The sequence below is a fragment of the Halomonas colorata genome (assembly GCF_014897985.1).
Lineage (GTDB): Bacteria > Pseudomonadota > Gammaproteobacteria > Pseudomonadales > Halomonadaceae > Vreelandella > Vreelandella colorata.
Genome location: NZ_JABUZA010000026.1, coordinates 1 through 23,192 on the forward strand (window position 1 = coordinate 1; position 23,192 = coordinate 23,192).

At 52.4% G+C, this 23,192-nt stretch carries 17 protein-coding genes; 2 read left to right on the plus strand and 15 right to left on the minus strand.

Annotated features, from left to right (window positions below; translation table 11 throughout):
• Positions 1 to 156: 156 nt before the first annotated feature.
• From sthA to INT33_RS13265, 9 genes are all read right to left on the minus strand, one after another.
• Entirely contained in the window at positions 157 to 1,548 is a 1,392-nt protein-coding gene (gene sthA / locus INT33_RS13225; protein ID WP_193092102.1) for a Si-specific NAD(P)(+) transhydrogenase, read from the minus strand.
• Positions 1,549 to 1,629: 81 nt separating this feature from the next.
• Positions 1,630 to 1,884 (minus strand): (Na+)-NQR maturation NqrM, encoded by a 255-nt coding sequence (nqrM, locus tag INT33_RS13230; RefSeq protein ID WP_192537867.1) that lies wholly within the window; start codon positions 1,882 to 1,884, stop codon positions 1,630 to 1,632.
• Positions 1,885 to 2,122: 238 nt separating this feature from the next.
• Positions 2,123 to 3,355 carry an NADH:ubiquinone reductase (Na(+)-transporting) subunit F gene (nqrF, locus tag INT33_RS13235; RefSeq protein WP_193092103.1) on the minus strand — a complete coding sequence of 411 codons (1,233 nt, stop codon included), beginning with the start codon at positions 3,353 to 3,355 and terminating at the stop codon, positions 2,123 to 2,125.
• A 70-nt stretch (positions 3,356 to 3,425) separates the two neighbouring features.
• Positions 3,426 to 4,043, minus strand: a complete 618-nt coding sequence (nqrE, locus tag INT33_RS13240; protein WP_018917287.1) for an NADH:ubiquinone reductase (Na(+)-transporting) subunit E — start codon at positions 4,041 to 4,043, stop codon at positions 3,426 to 3,428.
• A gap of 1 nt (position 4,044) precedes the next feature.
• Complete coding sequence (locus tag INT33_RS13245) at positions 4,045 to 4,713, minus strand: NADH:ubiquinone reductase (Na(+)-transporting) subunit D (RefSeq protein WP_192537865.1); 669 nt, start codon at positions 4,711 to 4,713, stop codon at positions 4,045 to 4,047.
• 2 nt (positions 4,714 to 4,715) lie between these two features.
• Positions 4,716 to 5,537 (minus strand): Na(+)-translocating NADH-quinone reductase subunit C, encoded by an 822-nt coding sequence (locus INT33_RS13250; RefSeq protein ID WP_192537864.1) that lies wholly within the window; start codon positions 5,535 to 5,537, stop codon positions 4,716 to 4,718.
• Positions 5,537 to 6,760, minus strand: a complete 1,224-nt coding sequence (locus tag INT33_RS13255; RefSeq protein ID WP_193092104.1) for an NADH:ubiquinone reductase (Na(+)-transporting) subunit B — start codon at positions 6,758 to 6,760, stop codon at positions 5,537 to 5,539. Before INT33_RS13255 ends, INT33_RS13250 begins: the two co-directional genes overlap by 1 nt.
• A 2-nt stretch (positions 6,761 to 6,762) precedes the next feature.
• Positions 6,763 to 8,112 (minus strand): Na(+)-translocating NADH-quinone reductase subunit A, encoded by a 1,350-nt coding sequence (locus INT33_RS13260; protein WP_193092105.1) that lies wholly within the window; start codon positions 8,110 to 8,112, stop codon positions 6,763 to 6,765.
• 313 nt (positions 8,113 to 8,425) lie between these two features.
• Positions 8,426 to 9,886: a glyceraldehyde-3-phosphate dehydrogenase gene (locus tag INT33_RS13265; protein ID WP_192537861.1), complete on the minus strand. Its 1,461-nt coding sequence runs from the start codon at positions 9,884 to 9,886 to the stop codon at positions 8,426 to 8,428.
• 368 nt (positions 9,887 to 10,254) lie between these two features.
• Here INT33_RS13265 and mfd point away from each other — a divergent pair, with 368 nt between their 5' ends.
• Positions 10,255 to 13,704, plus strand: coding sequence for a transcription-repair coupling factor (mfd, locus tag INT33_RS13270; protein WP_193092106.1), 3,450 nt, complete (start codon positions 10,255 to 10,257; stop codon positions 13,702 to 13,704).
• A gap of 82 nt (positions 13,705 to 13,786) precedes the next feature.
• Entirely contained in the window at positions 13,787 to 14,914 is a 1,128-nt protein-coding gene (locus tag INT33_RS13275) for a L,D-transpeptidase family protein (RefSeq protein WP_193092107.1), read from the plus strand.
• Positions 14,915 to 15,009: 95 nt separating this feature from the next.
• On the opposite strand, the gene INT33_RS13280 is transcribed toward INT33_RS13275, so the two are convergent.
• The 6 genes from INT33_RS13280 to INT33_RS13305 all read right to left on the minus strand — a co-directional run bounded on the left by INT33_RS13280 (position 15,010) and on the right by INT33_RS13305 (position 22,971).
• Positions 15,010 to 15,273, minus strand: coding sequence for an Lpp/OprI family alanine-zipper lipoprotein (locus tag INT33_RS13280; protein ID WP_018917296.1), 264 nt, complete (start codon positions 15,271 to 15,273; stop codon positions 15,010 to 15,012).
• 210 nt (positions 15,274 to 15,483) lie between these two features.
• Complete coding sequence (locus INT33_RS13285; protein WP_192537858.1) at positions 15,484 to 16,113, minus strand: L,D-transpeptidase; 630 nt, start codon at positions 16,111 to 16,113, stop codon at positions 15,484 to 15,486.
• Between the two features lie 178 nt (positions 16,114 to 16,291).
• Entirely contained in the window at positions 16,292 to 16,756 is a 465-nt protein-coding gene (locus tag INT33_RS13290) for a 2-hydroxyacyl-CoA dehydratase (protein WP_193092108.1), read from the minus strand.
• Between the two features lie 89 nt (positions 16,757 to 16,845).
• Positions 16,846 to 17,307, minus strand: a complete 462-nt coding sequence (locus INT33_RS13295) for a DUF6586 family protein (protein ID WP_193092109.1) — start codon at positions 17,305 to 17,307, stop codon at positions 16,846 to 16,848.
• Entirely contained in the window at positions 17,304 to 19,931 is a 2,628-nt protein-coding gene (topA, locus tag INT33_RS13300) for a type I DNA topoisomerase (protein WP_193092110.1), read from the minus strand. Before topA ends, INT33_RS13295 begins: the two co-directional genes overlap by 4 nt.
• A 352-nt stretch (positions 19,932 to 20,283) precedes the next feature.
• Entirely contained in the window at positions 20,284 to 22,971 is a 2,688-nt protein-coding gene (locus INT33_RS13305) for a DUF3141 domain-containing protein (RefSeq protein WP_193092111.1), read from the minus strand.
• Between the last annotated feature and the right edge of the window lie 221 nt (positions 22,972 to 23,192).

Consider the following 23,192-nt stretch of genomic DNA (forward strand, 5'->3'; position numbering starts at 1 on the left):
GAGTGTTTGGTCGCACTCTCATTTTACTCACTTGGATCCAGGCTTTTTCATTTATTAATGTTTATGGGACAGCAGTGGCCGCTCGGCCCCTTTTTTAAAGCAACGCGTTGTTTCAATAAAATATTAGCAACAGCGTACTACTCAATTGATGGCGCTTTAAAACACTCGGTTTAAGCCATTTTGTGCTGCTACCCGATACGCTTCTGCCATGGTCGGGTAGTTAAACGTCGTATTCACGAAGTACTTGAGAGTATTGGCTTCGCCCGGCTGCTGCATAATGGCTTGGCCGATATGCAAGATCTCCGAGGCCTGATCGCCAAAGCAGTGGATACCTAGAATCTCCAGCGTATCCTGATGAAACAGGATTTTCAGCATCCCTACCACATCGCCAGTGATTTGCGCCCGCGCGGTGTCTTTAAAGAACGCTTTGCCGACTTCATAAGGGACTTTTGCTTCGGTAAGTTCACGCTCGTTAGGGCCAAACGAACTGATCTCGGGAATGGTGTAGATGCCGGTGGGTACGTCGCTAACGAAGCGATACTCTTTATCAAGCAGCTCGTTACAGGAGTTGAGCCCCTGGTCGTAAGCCGCGCTGGCAAGGCTTGGCCATCCAATCACATCGCCGGCGGCATAAATATGCGGAATCGACGTCCGGTAGTGCTCATCAACACTGAGCTGACCACGCCCATTAGCTTCCAGGCCAATATTCTCAAGCCCCAGGCTATCCGTATTACCGGTCCGCCCGTTAGCCCACAAAAAGGCATCGGCGCGGATTTTCTTCCCTGATTTGAGATGCACTACAACGCCGGATTCATCGCCTTCAACACTTGCGTAATCTTCGTTATGACGAATCAATACACCGTGTTTACGCAGATGATAAGACAGCGCATCGCTGATCTCAGCATCCAGGAAGGAGAGCAGGCTTTCGCGATTATTGATCAAATCGACTTTAAGGCCCAGCCCTGAAAAGATCGATGCATATTCGCAGCCGATAACGCCAGCACCAAAGATCACCAGCGTACGCGGCGTGTGCTCAAGACTTAAAATGGTATCGGAGCAGTAGATACGCGGATGGCGAAAATTGATATCCGTCGGCCGATAGGGACGCGAGCCGGTAGCAATAATGATTTTCTTGGCGACAAGCTCCTCCATGCCCTCGTGCTGGTCACGTATAACCAGCGTATGCTCATCTTTAAAGCGCGCAACGCCATGGAACAGATCGATGCGGTTGCGGGCATAAAACGTGGTACGCATCTCAACCTGCTTATCAATAGTACCGCGGGAGCGCTCCATTACTTTTGGAAAAGAGAACCAGCGAGGCTCACCGATATCGCGAAACATGCGGTTAGTATTGAACGCCATGATTTGCTTGACCTGATGGCGTAACGCTTTTGAGGGGATGGTGCCCCAGTGCGTGCAGTTACCACCCACCTGAGCCTGCTTTTCGATAATCGCGACACGCTTCCCGTGCTTTGCAGCGTTGATAGCAGCGCTTTCCCCTGCGGGACCTGTACCAATAACCACGACATCGTAATTGTGAACCGCCATACTCTCTGCGTCTCCTCTTTCCCCAATAATTAGGCGCAGCGGATCACTCTGCTGCGCCTGCTAAGCTCTTCAAGAGTGGCTTTATCGCCGCGTTACGTCATAGCCAAGGTCTGCACCACGGCTTTCATCGCTACGCCTGCGCACGCCGTTCTGCTTGCGGTTCTCTTCTTCGCATACTTCATCTTTTCCGCCGCAAATATCGCAGCCATCTTTCATGCCAATTTGGTTTAAACCACCGCAAGAACCTGCGATGGGCTTGCGGCCCATTAAAACGCCAACCGCCATCGCGCCCATGATTAGCGCCATAAAACCAAATACCAGTAGCCAGATTGCCATGTAAACCTCCCAGCATTGCTTTTGATGCACTACCTGCCGACAACAGCTTAGGCAATTAGTGCCCGTCATTCATTGCTACCTTTATTGTACCTCAGCCGCCAGACACTTATTAGCACAGGTGGCTATTCGCACAGATAACGCGGGTTTTGCCCCACTTATACGCTTATTCATAAACAAAGGGGCCAACCTCACGGCCAGCCCCAAATGCGCCCAAAGGGCACGCACTACAAATCAGTACTTATCCGCCAAAATCATCTAACATGATGTTTTCAGGCTCAACGCCCAGGTCAAGCAGTAGCTTGATTACCGATGCGTTCATCATGGGCGGCCCACACATGTAGTACTCACAATCTTCAGGTGCGGGGTGATCTTTTAGATAGTTCTCAAACAGCACGTTATGGATAAAGCCGGTAGGACCTTCCCACTTATCTTCTTCTTGCGGGTCAGAAAGCGCCAAGTGCCACTCAAAGTTCGGGAACTCTTCGGCCAACTGGTCGTACTCTTCGTTGTAGAAGGTTTCACGCCAGGAGCGAGCACCGTACCAGAAAGACATCTTACGATCTGACTTAAGACGCTTGAGCTGGTCAAAGATATGGCTACGCATTGGCGCCATACCGGCACCACCGCCGATAAAGATCATTTCGGCATCGCCATCTTTGGCGAAAAACTCACCAAACGGACCCATTACCGTCACCTTGTCACCCGGCTTCAGACTGAAGACATAGGTAGACATCAGGCCCGGCGGATGGCTGCTGCCCGGAGGCGGTGTCGCGATACGAATGTTGAACTTGAGAAGTCCCTTTTCTTCAGGGTAGTTCGCCATGGAGTATGCGCGAATAATTTCCTCGTTGTTCTTATGGGAAACATCGAACAGGCCGAATTTTTCCCAGTCGCCGCGGTACTCTTCCTCAATATCGAAATCAGAAAACTTGATATCGTATGGCGGCGCCACTAGCTGAACATAACCACCGGCGCGGAAAGCTACTTCTTCACCTTCCGGCAGTTTCAGGTTCAACTCCTTAATGAAGGTAGCGACATTGGGATTGGCCGTTACTTCGGTTTCCCATTTTTTAACGCCGAACACTTCTTCAGGTACTTCTACTTTCATGTCCTGCTTAACGGGCACCTGACAAGAGAGACGCCAGCCCTCTTTCTTTTCACGCATGGTGAAGTGGGACTCTTCGGTAGGCAGAATCGAGCCACCGCCCTCTTCAACGCGACACTTACACTGGGCGCAAGAACCACCGCCACCGCACGCGGAAGAAAGGAAAATACCGTTGGCTGCTAACGTGTTCAAAAGCTTGCCGCCGGCCTGAGTCGTCAAGGTGTGCTCGGGGTCGTGATTGACTTCAATCGTCACATCCCCGCTACTCACTAGCTTGCTACGCGCTGCCAGAATGATCGCCGTTAAGCTAATAACGATGATCGTGAACATGACAACACCGAGCAAGATGACAGATGTATCAACCATGTCGGTTTCCTATTGCTGAGGTTTCCTGTAACCCGGCAGCGCTTTACGCCGCCGGGAAAACCGGCTCTGTTTAGAGCTGAATGCCCGAGAAGGACATAAAGCCCAGTGACATCAGACCTACGGTGATGAACGTGATACCCAGCCCCTGTAGGCCACCAGGCACATCGCTGTATTTCAGCTTCTCACGAATGCCCGCAAGCGCCGCAATGGCCAATGCCCAACCGGTGCCCGCGCCAAAGCCGTATACCACCGCTTCACCGAAATTATAGCTACGCTCTACCATGAACAGTACGCCACCTAAAATGGCACAGTTAACGGTAATTAGCGGTAGGAATACACCTAGCGCGTTGTAGAGCGAAGGCACGTACTTATCAAGGAACATTTCCATGATTTGTACCAGTGCCGCAATAACCCCGATATAGGAGAGCAGACCCAGGAACGAAAGATCGATATTTTCAGCACCGCTGATACCGGTCCACGTCAACGCGCCTTCTTGCAGCAAGTAAGTGTAGACAAGGTTGTTAACCGGTACGGTGACGGTCAGCACCACGATAACGGCAATGCCTAGACCGATGGCTGAAGAGACCTTCTTGGATACGGCAAGAAAAGTACACATGCCCAGGAAGAAGGCCAGCGCCATGTTCTCGACGAAAACCGAAGCAACGAAAAGGCTTAGATAGTGTTCCATTTTACACAGCCTCCTGTGGCTTTGAGTTTTCCTTCATCTTGAACTCATTCTCTTCTACCTGCTCGGGATTGACTGAGCGCAGTACCCAAATCAACAGGCCGATGATAAAGAAGGCAGACGGCGGCAATAACAGCAGACCGTTAGGCACATACCAGCCACCGTTTTGAACCGTCGGCAAAATGGTAAAACCAAACACGCTACCCGCGCCCAGCAGTTCACGGAAGAAGCCAACTACTAAAAGCACAAAACCATAGCCCAAACCGTTACCGATACCGTCTAAAAACGACATACCGGGCGTATTGGACATGGCAAAGCCTTCAGCACGGCCCATAACGATACAGTTGGTAATGATCAGACCGACAAACACCGACAGCTGCTTGGACATTTCATAAGCGTAGGCTTTGAGGATCTGGTCAACCACGATGACCAGCGAAGCAATAATGGTCATTTGCACGATAATACGAATCGCAGAAGGAATATGATTCCGGATTAGCGATACGAAGAAGCTAGAGAGCGCCGTTACAAAGATAACGGCCAACGCCATTACCAACGACACGCTCATGCTGGTGGTTACCGCTAGCGCCGAACAAATCCCCAATATCTGAAGTGCAATCGGGTTGTTCTGGAAGATTGGCGCTATTAATACGCTTTTTGCATTTACGTCCGCCATGATTAAGCCCCCTCACCGTCTTCGAAGTCAGTCTCGGTGTTTTCGGCGTCTTCCGGCTCCGTACCGCTGCGGAATTTCGCAAGGTACGGTGCAAAACCTTCTTCGCTCAGCCAGAACTGCAGCATGTTAGTGACACCATTACTGGTGAGCGTAGCACCGGATAACGCGTCTACTTCGTTTTCGTTGCTAGCGCCGCCTTTGGTCAGGTGGATGGCTGGTGAGAGATCGCCCTCTTCAGCGTAAATCTCTTTGCCTTCCCACTGAGCCTGCCAGCGTGGATTGTTAACTTCCGCACCTAGACCCGGCGTTTCGCTGTGGTCGTAGTAAGTGATACTGATGATGGTGTTACCGTCGCCTTCAATCGACAGAAAGCCCATCATGCGGCCCCATAGGCCCTGACCACGAATGGGCAGAACGATCTGGTCCGGATTTTCTTCATCACCTACCAGGTATACGGTCGCGTAATTTTCAACCTGAGAAAGCCCCGCGATGTCACGGTCGCCAGACAGCGTGCGGCCTGTCGCCGGGTCACGCGCGGCTTCAAACCCGTCAAATGTTTCGGGATCAAACTCGTCGGTATATTCACCGGTTTCGAGTTCAACGACACGTGGCGTGATCTGGGCCTGGAACTCTTCCTCGACATCCATACCCGGCTCGTATAAACGTGCCACATTAAGGATGTTGGTTTTACGGTCTAATTCCTGGTTGAGCTGCTGCGTGGGACGTAGCGCTACGGCGGCCGTCGAAACGATAACCGAGCACACGATACACAGTGCAAACGCAACAATCAGGATCTTCTTGATTGAGTTATTACCTTGTGCCATTAGGCAGTCTCCTCGGCCGGTACGCCAGTACGCTTAATACGGCGCTTGATATTGGCCTGGACGAAGAAATGGTCAATCAATGGGGCAAACAGGTTAGCAAACAGGATAGCCAACATGATGCCTTCCGGGAAAGCCGGATTAACCACCCGGATCAGCACGGTCAACACACCGATCAACGCGCCAAAGATCAGGCGGCCCTGGTTGGTCATTGACGCAGATACCGGGTCGGTTGCCATGAAGACCATACCAAACGCAAAGCCACCGACCACAAAGTGCCAGTACCAGGGCATGTCAAACATGGGGTTGGTGTCTGAACCGATCAGATTGAACAGCGCGCTGGTCGCCACCATCCCAAGGAACACACCCAGCATGATGCGCCACGAGGCGATGCGCGTCCAAAGTAGCACAACGGCCCCGATAAGGATCGCAAGCGTTGACACTTCACCTACCGACCCGGGAATGAAGCCAAGGAAGGCATCCCACCAGCTGAAGGTGTTGGTTAGTGTGTCCATGCCATCCTGGAAAGCCATGGAGAGCGCTGTTGCTCCGGTGTAACCGTCAGCGGCCACCCAGATAGCGTCGCCGGAGATCTGCGCCGGGTAAGCGAAGTAGAGAAAGGCACGACCGGTTAGCGCCGGGTTAAGGAAGTTCTTGCCAGTACCGCCAAAAATTTCCTTACCGATCACGACACCGAAGGTAATGCCGAGCGCCACCTGCCAAAGCGGGATGGTTGCCGGAAGAATCAGTGCGTAGAGCACCGAGGTCACGAAGAAACCTTCGTTAACTTCATGGCCACGCTTGATGGCAAACAGCACTTCCCAGAAGCCACCGATGGCAAACGTCACCAGATAGATAGGCAGGAAGTACGTTGCGCCCAATACAAAGTTGGCCCATAGGCTGCTTGAATCATGCCCTGAAGCCAACGTCATCAGGATAGCTTCGCGCCAGCCACCCATGGAGGCATAGCCTGCATCGATTGCCACGTTCGCCTGCCAGCCTGCGTTCCACATACCAAAGAACATGGCCGGAAAGGTGCAAAGCCAAACGGTAATCATGATGCGCTTAAGATCAATACCGTCGCGCACGTGAGCCGTAGTTTTAGCAACGCTGGGCGGGGAATAGAAAATTGTATCTACCGCTTCATAAAGCGGATAGAACTTTTCATACTTGCCGCCTTTATGGAAATGCGGCTCGATATTATCGAGCGTTTGTCGGATACCCATTATCAGGCCTCTTTCTCGATCATGGTGAGATTGTCACGCAGAATAGGGCCATACTCGTATTTGCCGGGGCAAACGTATGTGCACAGCGCCAAATCCTCTTCGTCTAGCTCAAGACACCCAAGTTGCATGGCAACTTCAATGTCGCCCACGATCAGCGAACGAAGCAGCTGGGTCGGCATAATATCCAATGGCATGACGGCTTCGTACGAACCCACTGGCACCATGGCACGTTCAGAGCCATTAGTGGAGGTCGTCGGCGCGTAGTTACGCAGGCCTTTGATGCGGGAAAGATAAATACCCAGAATCGAGTGGCGATCGGCACCCAGCGACAGCCAACCTAGCAAGGCACGCTTGTTGCCTTCCTCAAGCAGACTGATCTGATTGCTGAAGCGCCCCAGGTAAGTAAGATTTCCTTCAGCCGTAAAGCCAGAGAAAACAGAACCGGAAATCACCCGAGTGTCATCAGGTTTGATGACTTCACCGGCCAGGAGTTCATCGGTACTTGCTCCAATCCGGGTGCGAACAAGACGCGGCTTTTCAGCACGCGGGCCACCAATGGCGACTATTCGGTGAGTACTAAGCTTCCCTTCGGCAAATAGTTTGCCGAAAGCGATAACATCCTGATAGCCGATATGCCAGACGTGTCTGTGCAGTGCGACCGGGGAAAGGTAATGAATATGCGTGCCCACCAGACCCGCCGGGTGAGGACCAGCAAAACTTTCTGCGGTCACACCGTCAATCTCTTTCCCTGGAATAGTGTCATCAGCCCCGGTACACAAGAAAACGTTGCCCTCGGTCAGGCGGGTTAGCACCTTGAGGCCGTCTTCAAATGCCTGGGATTCTTCATTAATGATAATTGCTGGATCAGCGCTTAGCGGATGAGTGTCCACCGCGGTTACGAAGATATCGGCAGGTTTACTGTCAATTGCTGGCGTACGCGAGAATGGACGCGTGCGTAACGCTGTCCAGAGTCCCGATTCGACCAATTGATCGACTACCAGCTGACGGTCGAGCTGTGCTAAAGAGGCGCAGTCATGAGAGGCGAATGTCATCGCTTCTTCATTTTCGTCCACTTTAATCACGACAGACAGCAGGCGACGCTTTTCGCCACGGTTTATTGCTACCACTTCACCGCTTGCCGGTGCCGTAAAGCGCACACCTTCAACCTTCTTATCGGTAAAGAGTAGTTGGCCTAGTTTGACCTTATCCCCTTCCTGAACTTCCATGGTTGGCTTCATGCCTACATAGTCAGTGCCTAGGATTGCCACGTAACGCACAGGCTGCGCATCTTCAATACGCTGCTCGGGCGCTCCCGTGATGGGGAGATCCAGGCCTTTTTTGACTTCGATCATAGTCTCGCCCAGTTGATGGATCGGATATACGAAGGTAAGGGGTTCGAATGCTTATTTTCTGCTCAGTGAATTGTTATTTTCTGTCAGATTGTTACCAGTCAGGCCCAAGCACTGCTTGAACCACCCCGAAAAATCTTACGCATTATAAAGATAAGCGCGGCCAATGACCACATCCCTGATGCCCCCCAAAAGTGTTATACACCTACCAATGGCTATTGATTTTACAATTAAAAACGCCACCCGAAGGTGGCGTTAAAAAAAATACAGCTCGATGAAAAATCACTTTAACAAGCAATTCACCGATATAGAGGCGTTACGCGTGGCGTGGCAGCTTTAAAAATTCGACATTGGACATGTGCTGCAGGATACGAATTACCTGACAGCTGTAGCCAAATTCATTGTCATACCAAACGTACACAACGGCGTGGTTGTCATTAGCAATCGTTGCCTTGGCATCCACAATACCGGCGTGGCGGTTACCGACAAAATCCGACGATACCACTTCTGCAGAGTCTACGAAGTCGATCTGCTTTTGATAATCCGAGTCGATGGACATTTTGCGCAGATAATCATTTAACGCCTCAGCGTCAGTCGACTTATTCAGCGTCAGGTTCAAAATGGCCATGGATACGTTCGGCGTAGGCACACGAATAGCATTACCGGTCAATTTGCCTTCAAGCTCAGGCAACGCTTTTGAAACGGCTTTCGCGGCGCCGGTTTCCGTCAATACCATGTTGAGTGCTGCGCTACGACCGCGACGATCACCCTTGTGGTAGTTATCGATCAGGTTCTGGTCATTGGTATAGGCGTGAACCGTCTCAACATGCCCCACCTCTACCCCATACTCATCGTTTAATACCTTGAGTACCGGAACAATGGCGTTAGTAGTACAGGAAGCGGCCGACACAATGCGATCATTTTCACCGATGGCTTGATGGTTAATACCATAAACGATGTTTTTGATATCACCTTTACCCGGCGCAGTTAATAGCGCTTTGGCAGCGCCCTTGCACTCAAGGTGCTGACCCAGGCCTGCTTCATCGCGCCAGATACCGGTGTTATCAACAATAACGGCATTATTGATGCCGTAAGTGGTGTAATCGATTTCACTAGGTGAATCGGCATATATAACCTGAACAACGTTTCCATTCACGGTGAGCGTACGTGCCTCAACGTTAACAGAGATAGTCCCTTCAAACGGTCCATGCACAGAGTCGCGACGCAGTAAACTGGCACGCTTTTCAAGGTCTTTAGCAACATCGCCACGCCCGCGCACCACAATCGCACGCAGCCGCAACAGGTTACCGCCGCCAGCTTTTTCAACCAAGACTCGCGCTAACAGACGCCCAATACGGCCAAAACCATAAAGCACAACGTCCTGAGGCTCGCCCTTGCTGGCACCCGGTTGGTAGCCATCAATAATGTCTTGCAGCTCATTACGCAGGAAGGCATCCAGGTCACCGCCGCCCTGTTTTTTAAACATCACCGCCAGCTTACCCACATCCACATGGGCCGGACCGAGGTTAAGCGCGCTCATCGCCTCAACAATCGGGAACGTATCTTCAACAGAAAGCTCGGTACCTTCAATCTTACGCACAAAGCGGTGGTCTTTCAGAATTCGGATAACCGACTGATTGATCAACGAACGCCCAAACATGGTAGCCACAACGTTGTGCTGCCGATAAAGACGCCCCACCAGCGGGATCATCTGTTCTGCCAAGGCTTGGTTGTTTTGCCATTGCTCAAAAACATTCTCGGGAGCTTGCTGACTCACGTGCGGCCTCATAAGGTTTGTGAAAACGGATTTGTAAAAACAAATTTGTGAAACAGAGTTTTAAAACCAGTACTTAAAACCAGTACTTAACACCAGTACTTAAAAACCAGAGCGCTGAAAACATAAACGCTAAAAATCGGGTATCGACCACAGGGTCGTAAACCAAATGACCAGGGTATTATCCCGGCCTTCGGACCAGCCCGCAATCAAAGGATGGTCGCACACCATGTAGGGGTATTACATAAACAGGCGTTTGACTACAAATACAAAATAGGCAGTGGCAACACCGTCCCGGCTAGCCCTCTGACTGAAAACGGGTCATCGTGTATGATCCAATCTCCGTTTCAGCGCAAAACGATACCCTGACTATGCCATCATTTTCTCTGCTCGAACCGCCCCAACCGCAAGGAACACGCGACACGCTTTATTGGACAGCGCCTCCCGGCAGTGCGTCTGCATTGGCGTTAGCCCAGGTTGCCGCCAGTGCACCGTTGTTGGTGATCACGCCCAGCACGGCCAGCGCCCAACGCCTGGAACAAGATTTGGCGTTTTACAGCGACGTTCCCGTTCTGCCATTTCCTGATTGGGAAACGCTGCCGTACGACAGTTTTTCACCCCATCAGGATATCGTTTCGGCACGCCTGCGCACGCTACGCCAACTCCAGGACGGCGTACGGGGCATCGTGCTAGTACCCATTAACACGTTAATGCAGCGCCTCTCCCCGGTATCGTATATCGCTGGCCGCGTGATGACGCTAACGGCAGGCGCTAAACTTGATCGAGAACATTTTAGAGAATCATTAACCCGCGCAGGATATCGCGCAGTTGAGACGGTCTATGAGCCCGGCGAGTACGCCATGCGGGGTGCGTTGATTGATCTTTTTGCGATGGGCATGGACGAGCCGATTCGCATCGACCTGTTTGATGATGAAATTGATACCCTGCGGCATTTTGATCCCGGCAGCCAGCGCTCAACCGATAAAGTAGGCACGATTGAGCTGCTTCCCGCTCACGAGTATTCACTCAGCCGCAGTGCGATTGCCTGCTTTCGTGAGCAGTTTGAAACCTTATTTGATGTCGACCCGCGCCAGTGCCCACTTTATAACGACGCTTTGAAAGCCATACCGTCACCGGGCCTAGAACACTATTTACCGCTCTTTTTTGACGAAACGGCATCGCTTTTCGACCACGTTACCGCTGACACTCGCGTTGCGCTGTTACCCGGCGTCTTTCAAGCCGCAGAGCAGCATTGGCAGTCCATAGAAGCACGCTATATTAACCTGGGGGTTGATCCTACCCGCCCTCTACTGCCCCCACACCGAGCGTTTTTTCCGGTCAGCAAGGTGTTCTCGGCAATCAAGGCGCGCCCACGCATTGAGCTGACCGAAGATGAAACGCAGCGCCACGCATTAATCCCAGAAGCAAAGGCGTTGCCGCCTCTGGCGATTAATGCCCGGGCAAAACACCCCTTGAGCGAACTAAACAGCTTTTTAAACAGCGAGCCCAATACCCGAGTTCTGTTTGTCGCTGAATCACGTGGACGCCGGGAAGCGCTGGAAGAAATTCTGGCACCGCTGTCCCTGTCGCCTCCGCATGTTGAAAGCTTTCAGGCATTCCTGGCGAGCCAACACACTTACGCCATTACCGAAAGCCTGGTGGATAGCGGACTATGGTTAACCCAGCCGGCTATCGCAGTGATTAGCGAAACAGAGCTGTTTGGCGAGGTAGTCCGTCAAAGCCGACGCCGTGAAAAGGCCACCGATGACAATGAGCTGGCGGTTCGGCATCTATCCGAGCTGCGCGAAGGCGCGCCCGTAGTTCACCAGGCACACGGTGTAGGCCGCTACCTGGGGCTTGAAACCCTGGCCGCAGGCGGTCAGGCCAATGAGTTTCTGGCGCTCTCCTACGCCGATGGTGCGAAGCTTTATGTTCCCGTGGATAGCCTGCACCTTATCTCCCGCTATAGCGGCGCCGATGATGAGCTGGCGCCGCTGCATAAGCTGGGCTCTGACCAATGGGAAAAAGCGCGCCGCAAAGCGGCCGAGAAAATTCGCGATACGGCCGCCGAGTTGCTGGATGTTTACGCACGGCGGGAAGCTCAACAGGGCGTGGTTTATGAAAGTCCAGGCGACGACTACGTGCGCTTCTCGGCAAGCTTTCCGTTTGAAGAAACACCCGACCAGCACGCCGCCATTGAAGCTGTCATTGACGATATGACCTCCCCCCAGCCGATGGATCGCGTGGTCTGTGGCGACGTCGGTTTTGGTAAAACCGAAGTCGCCATGCGCGCGGCCTTTTTGGCCGTGCAGTCAGGCCGCCAAGTGGTAGTACTGGTTCCTACCACCCTGCTCGCGCGTCAGCACTTTGAAAACTTCCGTGACCGCTTTGCCGATACGGCGGTCAATATACGTCTGATCTCACGCTTTACGGCGGGCAAAGAGATGACACAAACGCTTGAGAGCATTAAAAGCGGTCAAACCGATATCGTGATCGGTACCCATAAGCTGCTCTCCAAAAGCGTCGAACTGCCTCAAATGGGGCTACTGATTATCGATGAAGAGCACCGCTTTGGCGTCGCCCAGAAAGAAAAACTCAAAGCGCTTCGCGCAGAAATCGATATTTTAACCCTCACCGCCACGCCTATTCCCCGCACGCTCAACATGGCGATGAGCGGTATCCGCGATCTATCCATTATCGCGACACCACCGGCTCGCCGCCTGTCGGTCAAAACCTTCGTCCAGCAGCGTGACAACAGTGTGATTAAAGAGGCCTTACTGCGCGAAATACTGCGCGGCGGCCAGGTCTACTTTCTACACAATGAAGTCAAAACCATTGAGAACACCGCGGAGCAGATACGTGAACTCGTACCCGAAGCTCGCGTTGCGGTGGCTCATGGCCAGTTGCCTGAGCGTAGCTTAGAACGCGTGATGTCGGACTTCTATCACCGACGCTTTAACGTTCTCGTCTGCTCAACCATCATTGAAACCGGTATTGACGTCCCAAGCGCCAACACCATTTTGATTGAGCGTGCCGACAAGTTTGGCTTGGCGCAGCTGCACCAACTGCGCGGGCGCGTTGGCCGCAGCCACCATCAAGCATATGCCTACCTTTTAACCCCTCCCCCCAAAGCCATGACCCGCGATGCGGTTAAACGCCTTGAGGCCATCAGCGCGTCCGATGATCTGGGCGCTGGCTTTACCCTGGCAAGCCACGATATGGAAATTCGTGGCGCAGGCGAACTCTTAGGCGATGAGCAAAGCGGCCAGATGGAAACCATCGGCTATACGCTTTATATGGAAATGCTGGACCGGGCCGTGAAAGCCATTCGGGCGGGGAAAACACCTAACATCGACGCCCCCTTCAACACCGGCGTAGAAATTAGCCTAAACTTACCTGCATTAATCCCCGATGATTACATTCATGATGTTCAACAGCGGCTTGTCATGTATAAACGCATTGCCAATACGCAAAGCGAAAATGAGCTTAAGGAGCTACAGGTCGAGCTGATTGATCGTTTTGGCCTGCTCCCCCAACCTCTTAAAAACCTGGTTCGCCAAACCAAACTGCGTCAACGCGCTGAGCAGTTGGGGATTAGCCGCATTGAGGCAGGCGAAAGCCGTGGACGAGTACTGTTTGATGGCACAACCCAGATTGATCCTCTGACCCTCGTTAAGCTCATTCAAACCTCACCCCAGCACTACCGCCTGGATGGCTCAGATACCTTACGGTTTGAATTTACCATGGCAACCAGCGAACAACGCTTTGAGCAAGTCGAAACACTTTTAACTACCCTTAATCAAAAAGTAGCGGCGGCGTGAACCTTGGGGCAAACTGGTAACAAGCAGGCTATGTTTGCCCGTTTACGCGTACTAGCAGTGCACTAACTTATTAGGAATGACCATGAACATTCGTCACAAATTCAACCTTTGGGGCCCTACCAGTTTGGCTGTATTGCTGGCAGCTAGCCTCACAGGCCCGGTTTTTGCGCAAACAGCGCCTGAGCAAGCAGATAACGTAGCGACAGCCAGCGAAGTACTGGACGATGCAGCTCAAGCTGAACAAGGGCACGACGAACTGCCACGCGGGCAATTTCGGCTTCCGGAACAAGGCGACATCATCGGTGAGCGCTACACGGTTACCGTTGAAGACCCCGAAGAGACTCTGATCGACATTGCCCGTCGCCATAATATTGGCTACGAAGAAATACGCATGGCTAACCCCGAAGTAAGCATGTGGGTGCCAGGCGAAGGCACCGAGGTAGTGATTCCCGCTCAATACATTCTTCCACCAGCACCGCGCGAAGGAGTGGTCGTCAACCTTTCTGAGCTGCGCCTCTACTACTACCCGGCCGATAACCCAGGCATCGTTGAAACCTACCCGGTCAGCGTTGGTCGCAATGAGTTTGCAACGCCTGTCGGCCTTACCCGCACGACGGTAAAAGTAAAGGACCCCGCCTGGGCGCCGCCCGCCTCCATGCGCCGCGAAGCAGCAGAACGAGGCGACCCAGCTCCAGCGGTAGTGCCGCCCGGCCCGGATAATCCGCTTGGCGAACACGCCATTCTATTGGCCATGCCAAGCTATCTGATTCATGGCACCAATCGGCCTGACGGTGTGGGCATGCGCGTTAGCCGCGGCTGTATCCGGATGTATCCGGAAGACATCAAATCGCTGTATGAGCGCCTGCCGAGCGGCACGCAGGTCAACTTGATGGATGCGCCCTTCAAAGCAGGCTGGGCAGCCGATGGAACGCTATTTGTGCAGTCGTACCCGCAGCTTGAAGAGAATGTCGGTGACTTCGAGCCCCTGCTAGCCGCCATCGAGCGCGTTGATGCGCTGACCGAAGATCAGGTTGAGGTGGACTACGAGCAGGTAAAACGTGCCGTAGAATCACCGGATGGCAACTTTGTTGCGTTGCATGGCCCTCAGGCACCCAAGCCTGTCGTAGAAGAAGAGCCTGCAGCAGAACTTAATGGCTTGTTTGAAGAAGTAGAGCTTAGCCAGGCAGAGCCTGCTGAAGAAGATGCTTAACAGATACCATCCATAAAAAAACCCCGCCGAGGCGGGGTTTTTTTACATCTTCAGCAACCGCTGAGTCTAACGACTACCCAGTGGTCCAAGCAGAATTACTTCTGCATGGAACGCTGGAACATGCGGTTCATTTCTTCACGGTTCTGCTCAGACATCTGCAGGGCAGCTTGCGCATCGCGCTGAGCTTGGTTAGCAGTGTTCAGAGCTTGTGAAGCCATGCTGCGTGCTTCTGCGGCATCAGCCTGTGCAGATTCAGCAGTCATGCGAACTTCTTCCAGAGCGCTGGTAGAAGCACAGCCAGCCAGGATTGCCAGAGAAGCAGCAGCGGCGGTCATTTTCAGAGTAGTCTTCAGAGTCATAATGTTCTCCTTGAGTCTTCCTTGGGTACAACGTTAGGGGTATAACAAAAATCAGGCTAATTGCTTAGTTAGAAATTGTCTACCCACGATACAGGTTCTTTACAATGACTTGTGCATGAGCACGCCAGTCAAACGCTGTTTTATAATAGACCACAACGCTTGTCTATAGCCACTTGTACAAAACCTCGAACTTCCATCAACAACATAAGACTAGCGGATCACAACGCGAGTGCCAACATCAACCAGCTCAGCAAGTCGCTCAATTTGTTCATTTGTCACCGCCACGCACCCTTGAGTCCAGTGGTAGCGGCCATGAATATCGGGATCACCGCTGCCGATGCCATGAATTCCAATAGCCCCACCCAGCGCCGTGTTTTGCGGTGGATGTCCATATCGACGGTAATAATCGAAATAGGCTTCGTAATCGCGCTGCGAGTAGATACCCTTTTCAAGCGCCATGCGTGCATGGGCTGGGGTAGGATAATCGATACCGAGGAAGATATGCCACCGACTTTCGTAATTAAATCGATTAATGCGAAATTCGCCCAGCGGAGTCACGTTATCACCCATTACCCGCTGCGTCTTTGCACCAGCGCGCCCCAATGAAATAGGCGCAAAATATTCAAGCTGCGTTTCACCGCGAAAAACGCTAAGCGACGATGCCTGATCGTCAATCATCAACCACAGCTCGGTACTATAACGCGGTATGTGCGCGCGCGAGAGCAGCGTTTCAACTAAGTCAGGCGGCTCTACATTTAACGTAGCATTTGTCGTAGCAGCGCTTGCCACCACTGGCCAACCAAGCGCAAGGGCTAAAAAACGGCGGCGATTTAAAGGCATAGTTCTAAATCTAAAGACATCGGTTAGCTCTCAAAACGGGTCAGTTTACGGCTGACCAACAAAGCATATCTAAGGGCTGTTATACCCTATTTACGCCATGTCTGTCAGCGGCCTTGGACAAGATTTTTTTCGTTTAGACACACCAAACCCTGTCAACCAAACGCTATTCAACGCAGGGCTAAATATCTTCAAACTCTCGCATGCTGGTCACCAGCTTTCGCGCCTCGGCATTATGGCCTTGAGCTAGGGAATCAAAAAACTCAGCCTCAGGCTCAATACGCGCCCTGGAAGCGCGATGCTCATATAGTGACTGCAATTTTTCATGGGCCTCAACGGCCGTACGGGTCACTTCATCGACAGACCCAGCTACCGTTTTTTCAGTTAGCCTTTCAAGCTCCGGCGGTTCGGGAAACTCACTTGATTCATCAAACCAGGTTTCCAGAACTTCTTTATGACTAGAACCATCATGGAAGAGATCATTCAGGCCTTTCTGCATTCTTAACTCACGACTGGCAAGGTAGGTCAGCGCCATGCTTAAACGCTCATTATTCGTTTTATCCGCCGCGTCGCTGTATTGAAGGGCCATACGCTTATGAAAGCCTTCAGCCCACTCAACTAAATCTTTGACTTGGTTATAACGCATCCTTGCCTCCTTCTGGCGTTCTATCATCAAAGCAACATCGTGTTGTTTTATGATACTAGCTGATCAGGGTAGTTCCGTTATCTCACAAGCTACCACTCCTGGCTGGTCTCTCGGAGCGCTGCAATCTCAAGCTTTGCTGCTTGCAAGTGCATGAGAAGCTCTTCGTGAAGACTTGCCTGACGACCTACCGCAATCATCGCCGGGTTAGCTACTGCGCGTCTGGCAGCGCCATCACTGCTATGTAACTGCTCAAGCTTCTGGGTAAGCCAATACAGCCAGCCTTCAGGCTCGCGCATCAAATCGCGCAACCGCTGTAGCTCTGCAAGCGGCGGCCCATTGCTTGCCAGCAGCTCCTGCCAGACGTGATGTTCCAGCCGGGCGTGCTCGGTTACTTCTTTTAGCAGCGAGGTCAACGCCAACTCAAAGAGAGCCAAGGCACTCTCTTCGAGCGCCATCTGGCGAGCGGGCGCATGCTCGTCTTCACCAATGGGCATGCTTACCAGCAATTCAGCTTGGTAGAGCAGTTGATTAGTGCGCGAGCGAGCACTCATTTACGCTTGTCCTCTACGTGCCATTTGCCTGCCTCGAAGGTTGCTTTCCAGCCAGTGGCCTTGCCTTCTTCGTCAGTCATTACGTACTGCTCTTTATTTTTACGCGAGTAGCGAATTTGAGCCGGACGACCATCAGGGTCTTCGCTGGGTGCCTTGAGAATAAAGTGATACTTCTCGGGCAGCTCATCAGCATGGGCTTTTAGCTCTTTAACCAACGGCGGACGCGTTTCACGGTTTTTAGGGAATTTACTCGCCGCTAAAAACAGGCCGCTTGCTCCATCACGCAGTACGTAGTGGTCATCGACTTTCTGGCAGGCCAGTTCCGGCATCGGAATCGGATCCATCTTGGGTGGTGCCACTTCACCGCTTTTCAGAAGCTTACGAGTATTTTTACACTCGCTATTGGTGCAGCCAAAATATTTACCAAACCGGCCTGACTTGAGCTGCATTTCCGAGCCACACTTATCGCATTCAATAACCGGGCCATCGTAGCCTTTGATCTTGAACTTGCCCTGCTCTATTTCATAACCATCACAGTCAGGGCTATTACCGCAAATATGCAGCTTGCGGGTTTCATCAATCAGGTAGTTATCCATCGCCGTGCCGCACTTATGGCACCGCCGCTTGGCACGCAGGGCGTTGGTTTCTGCCTCTTCACCGGCATCCGCCGCTACGGCCTCTTCACCCGGAATGAGGTCAATCGTCGTCTTGCAGCGCTCTTTGGGCGGCAGGTTATAGCCACTACAGCCTAAAAACACCCCGGTGGAAGCAGTGCGAATCTGCATCTTCCGACCACAAGAGGGGCAATCAATATCGGTTGGCACCGGCTGGTTAGGACGCATCCCGTCATCGCTCTCAGCCTTGGCAAGCTCTTCACTAAACTCGCCATAGAAAGCATCGAGCAGTGCCTGCCAATTGCGCTCACCTTCCGCAACCTCATCCAGGCTATCTTCCATACGGGCGGTAAACGAGAAGTCCATCAGATCAGGAAACGACTCTTTCAGGCGCTCGGTAACGATATCACCCAGCTTTTCGGCGTAAAAACGCCGATTTTCCAACTTCACATAGCCACGATCCTGGATCGTCGAAATAATCGAGGCGTAGGTAGAAGGACGACCGATCCCCTGCTTTTCAAGCTCTTTAACCAAGCTCGCCTCAGTATAACGTGCCGGCGGCTTGGTAAAGTGTTGCTGAGGATCCAGCGTTTCCATCGCCATTGGCGTGCCTTTGGGCAAATCAGGCAGCGTCTGGTCTTCATTTTTACCGCTTGGTTTCATAACCCGCGTGTAGCCGTCAAACTTCAGAACACGCCCTTTAGCGCGCAGGTCATAACCATCCACTTCAACGCTCAGCGTGCTCGACAGATACTCGGCCGGGGTCATCTGACAGGCCACGAACTGACGCCAGATCAGCTCGTATAAGCGCTCGGCATCGCGCTCCATACCAACCAAATCGGTCGCCTTGCGCTCAACGCTTGATGGGCGGATCGCTTCGTGAGCTTCCTGGGCGCTCTCTTTGCTGCTATAGCGATTGGGCGCTTCGGGTAGATAGCGCTCGCCGTACTCACTACCAATAAACTCACGTGCACTTTCAACTGCATCTTTCGAGAGATTAGTGGAGTCGGTACGCATATAGGTAATGTAGCCGGCTTCGTACAAACGCTGAGCCATGGTCATGGTTTTCTTGACCGAGAAACCCAGGCGGCCACTGGCTGCCTGCTGCAGCGTAGAGGTAATAAACGGTGCCGTTGGCTTAGAACTAGTGGGCTTATCTTCCCGTGAGGTAATCGCAAGCTTCGCGTTACGCAGCGCCGCAATTCGCTCCATGGTGTCTTTTTCAGAGGTCGGCTTAAACACCTTGCCATCTTGCTTGGCGAGTGCAAAGCGTACCACTTCGCCGTCTGGCGAGACTAAATCCGCATGCACATCCCAAAACTCTTCTGGGATAAACGCACGAATATCACGCTCGCGCTCAACAATAAGACGCACCGCGACAGACTGCACGCGACCAGCGGAAAGGCCACGGGCCACTTTGGCCCACAGCAATGGCGACAGCATAAAGCCCACCACACGGTCTAAAAACCGCCGCGCCTGCTGAGCTTCTACTCGCGGAATATTCAGAACGCCGGGTGCCTTAAACGCATCCTGAATGGCGTTTTTAGTAATTTCGTTAAATACGACCCGCTTATAGCGACTATCGTCACCGCCGATGGTTTCCCGCAAATGCCAAGCGATGGCTTCCCCTTCGCGGTCCAAATCCGTCGCCAGATAAACCGCGTCAGCCTTTTCAGCGAGTTTTTTGAGCTCAGCCACTACCTTCTCTTTGCCAGGCAAGACTTCGTAGCGGGCTTCCCAGCCATTATTGGGATCAATACCCATACGCCGAATTAACTGATCATGGCTTTTGCGCTTTTTATACTCTGCCTTCTCTTCCGCTGACATTTTGCGTGTTGCCGCGGCTTGGCGAGCGCGCTCCTTAGGGTCGGAAGCTGCCTTGCCCGAGCCGCTGGTCGGCAGATCACGAATGTGACCCACGCTCGACTTTACGATGAAATCGTTGCCGAGATACTTATTAATCGTCTTCGCTTTAGCCGGCGACTCGACGATGACCAGTGACTTGCCCATAGTGCTCCACTTTTCTATTGCGTGGGCTGACAGCCCACGCTCTGAATACGGTACCGCATGATGTTGCAATTAACGGCCCTCTTGAAGTGGCCGAAACAAACATACGGATGAAAAAATGCGCCTACCCTACCCCAGGCCTTCACTTAGCGCCAGTAACAACCGTGTGGTAAAGAGAACAAAGCCTATTTTTCTAAAGCAAAGTTTTCTAAAATCAAGTTTTCTAAAATCAGGTTTTCTAAACCCAAGTAGCTAGACACTAGACCGACGTTCCAAGATCGGCAACCTACCATTTTCTATAAACAAAACGCCCCTGCTAAAAAGCAGGGGCGCAGAGCCAGCCAAAAAAACCTAATTAACGCTTTCGAGGCGTCTTACGTCGAGTGACGTTTGCGCTTGGTTTTTTGATCTCAACAGGCTGGTCATCCGCTGGCTTGGCCGTAGGCGTTGAAGCCTGCTTTTGATCATTTGAACCTGCCTCCGCCGGGGCAGCCTTTGAGGCTTTCTCGGTCGTACCGTCAGCCGAGCTCGGCTTGGCATCTTCTTTAACCACCGCCGGTCCTTCGGATGCTTTTTGGGTTACCGCGGCCTTTCTAGTCGCAGGCTTCTTGTCGGCCGGTTTTTTCTCGTCTGGCTTTTTCTCACCAGCGTTTTTACTGACGGTGTTTTTACTGGCAGCGCCCTTACTGGCAGTGTTTGTACTAACAGTTTGAGCAGTTGGAGCAGACTCAGCCTTTACCGCCGCTTTAGGCGCAGCTAAAGCGGCAGGTGTTTTGCTTGGGGCGGACTTGGCCGGCCGCGCTTTCTCAAACAGCGCTTTGATTTGCGCAAAACGCTCAGCGGCATGCTCAGAAAGCTCGCCGCTTGCGGCAAACACGTGCTCAAGATTTTTAATATACCCATCAATGGCGCTACTACTTTCACCTGCCAAAAGCTCAGGCAGCGTATTCAGCGCTTTCTCACGATCCAGTTTTAAAATAAAGAACTGTTCACGTACTAATTGCTTGAATTCTGAAAGCTTGATATCAGACTCAAGCTTCGCCCGTGAAGCCCGCAGCCGCTTGAAGTTACGCTCATCCGTTGCGGGAGCACCGCCCAGCACATAAATGAGGGAGCGCATGGTCGCTTCATGGGCGCCGCCTTGGGCAATACGCTCGCGTAACTCATCCTGACGCCTTGCCAAGAAGCGCCGATGCTCAGGCTCGGCACCCGGCCGCCGACGGTGCACATGGGCATCGCCATAAAGCCCTACAGCCGCCTGAAGCAGTGGCTGGCCGTAGATATCCATAAACAGCCGCTCTGAACTGCTATCGCGAAGATCACGAAAGGCGTTAAGCGACGCCACAATCTGATCGGAGCTCATGATTTCAAACGCTTTAAAAAGATTGTCCTGGCTTATTTCCTGGCGGTTTTTACGCACTGCTTCTGCCATCACCGGCAGCGGTACCGATAAAGGATTGCGATCCGACAACAGCTTGTAGCCCAGACGAATCGGGTGCATACGGCGCATTAAACGTGCACTTTCGGGCGTTATAAGCGCTTGCACCCAAGGTTGGACATAGAGTCGATACAGACCTAAATTTATCTCAGAGATCCGCGCAACCGTGGCAAATCGCCGATCGTCATCGGCCTTATGATGCACTTCACGATCAAGTTCTTCAAAATTGCGTGGCTGAAATTCCAGCAGATAGTCACGCTCATAAAGAGCGGCATCACTGCTTTCTGACGCCAGGGTAACCTTGGTTTCATATAACCCAGGCGGCATTACGTCGATATAGTCCATGTTCGCCGTAAATTCAGAATGCTCTTTGCGCGACACGCTGCCAGATACAAATATCCCCAAATGCCCGGTAGTATCATGCATGCAGTAAACAATGGTTTGATCGTTGGCGATAATATCATCGGTATCTTCGTATAGATCACGAATCCAGCCCAATGCCTGAGGGGGCGGAGTGATATCGTCACCGCGGGAACAGAACACCACGACAGGGGAGCGTAGATTGCGCAGATCGATCCGCCGCCCGTCACGAGTTACCAACTGGGCCGTCGATAAGCGGTTGCCAACGAACAAATTATCGACAATATATTGGATTTCCTCACCGCCCAGCACTACATGCCCACCCCACCAGCGCTCAAAATCAAGATACCGCTCGCTCTCGGTATCCACATTGGCGTAGAGGTGATACTGCTTTTTCCAATAGGTGTTGGCAGGATTTAAGCGCTCAAAGTTCTGTACTAGCCAAGCGCCATCAAATAAGCCGTTACCCATATCGCTGGTAAATGCCGTGATCCAGCTCCCCCCCGTCAAACCGCCGGTATAGCGCATGGGTGCATTGCCGTGCTCGCCCGCCCAGTAGGAGAGCGGCGCCCCCGCGATCAGGATAGGTCCAAAAACATCCGGCTCAAGCGCTGCCGCCATCATCAACTGCCAACCGGCCTGGCAGTTGCCCACGACCATGGGCCTTTCCGTGGTTTCTGGGTGCAGGCTAATCACATGACGCAAAAAAGCCACTTCTGACTCGACGACATCTTCAACCGTTTGACCGGGCTCAGGAAAGGGTAAAAAACCGATAAAGTAGCAGGGATGCCCGGCTTTTAACGCCACGCCAAGCTCGCTGTCAGGTTTAAAACCGCCAATACCCGGGCCATGCCCGGCACGCGGATCGACAACGACAAAGGGACGCTTATGGGGATCAATGACCGTGCCTTCAGGAGGCAGCACACGCAGCAATTCGTAGTTGGTCGGCTGGGGAAGCGTACGGCCATCCAGCAACACTTCGGTTTTAAAACCCAGCACGCTCGGCTTGGTTTGCTCCATATGTTCCAGATACTGATTGCCGCGCTCACGCATAACGTCCCAGTAAAGCACGCTGCGCTCCACGCTATCCCGCCAATAATCGACAGCGGCGCGCCCAATCCCAAACGGGTCCATTAATGAGGTCAGTGCCTCACTGCCTGGCATTGAAGTAGAGGAATTAGCGGTTCCTCTCCATGCGTTCATTATCGGATTAGCGTTAAGCAAAGGATTGGCGAGAAAATTCATAGGGTCTCCCTAGGGTGAAGGCACTGGCAATCAACCCAAAAGCCTTGATGATGCTGCAATGCAATATAGTCTAGGCCACTCGGCGCCGAACGTCGATGGGTATTCGCGCAACGCCTAAAACTAGTCGGATATCAGGTAGAATTGACTAAACAGTGGTAGCATTTTCACTTAGCATATAACGCTAGCCGGGCTATTCGACGCCCAAGAGCGGTCTTTTCAGA

Coding starts and splice junctions, on each gene's coding strand:
- sthA (WP_193092102.1), bottom strand. CDS start 1,548: ATGGCGGTTCACAATTACGATGTCGTGGTTATTGGTACAGGTCCCGCA.
- nqrM (WP_192537867.1), bottom strand. CDS start 1,884: ATGGCAATCTGGCTACTGGTATTTGGTTTTATGGCGCTAATCATGGGC.
- nqrF (WP_193092103.1), bottom strand. CDS start 3,355: ATGGTTGATACATCTGTCATCTTGCTCGGTGTTGTCATGTTCACGATC.
- nqrE (WP_018917287.1), bottom strand. CDS start 4,043: ATGGAACACTATCTAAGCCTTTTCGTTGCTTCGGTTTTCGTCGAGAAC.
- INT33_RS13245 (WP_192537865.1), bottom strand. CDS start 4,713: ATGGCGGACGTAAATGCAAAAAGCGTATTAATAGCGCCAATCTTCCAG.
- INT33_RS13250 (WP_192537864.1), bottom strand. CDS start 5,537: ATGGCACAAGGTAATAACTCAATCAAGAAGATCCTGATTGTTGCGTTT.
- INT33_RS13255 (WP_193092104.1), bottom strand. CDS start 6,760: ATGGGTATCCGACAAACGCTCGATAATATCGAGCCGCATTTCCATAAA.
- INT33_RS13260 (WP_193092105.1), bottom strand. CDS start 8,112: ATGATCGAAGTCAAAAAAGGCCTGGATCTCCCCATCACGGGAGCGCCC.
- mfd (WP_193092106.1), top strand. CDS start 10,255: ATGCCATCATTTTCTCTGCTCGAACCGCCCCAACCGCAAGGAACACGC.
- INT33_RS13275 (WP_193092107.1), top strand. CDS start 13,787: ATGAACATTCGTCACAAATTCAACCTTTGGGGCCCTACCAGTTTGGCT.
- INT33_RS13280 (WP_018917296.1), bottom strand. CDS start 15,273: ATGACTCTGAAGACTACTCTGAAAATGACCGCCGCTGCTGCTTCTCTG.
- INT33_RS13285 (WP_192537858.1), bottom strand. CDS start 16,113: ATGCCTTTAAATCGCCGCCGTTTTTTAGCCCTTGCGCTTGGTTGGCCA.
- INT33_RS13290 (WP_193092108.1), bottom strand. CDS start 16,756: ATGCGTTATAACCAAGTCAAAGATTTAGTTGAGTGGGCTGAAGGCTTT.
- INT33_RS13295 (WP_193092109.1), bottom strand. CDS start 17,307: ATGAGTGCTCGCTCGCGCACTAATCAACTGCTCTACCAAGCTGAATTG.
- topA (WP_193092110.1), bottom strand. CDS start 19,931: ATGGGCAAGTCACTGGTCATCGTCGAGTCGCCGGCTAAAGCGAAGACG.
- INT33_RS13305 (WP_193092111.1), bottom strand. CDS start 22,971: ATGAATTTTCTCGCCAATCCTTTGCTTAACGCTAATCCGATAATGAAC.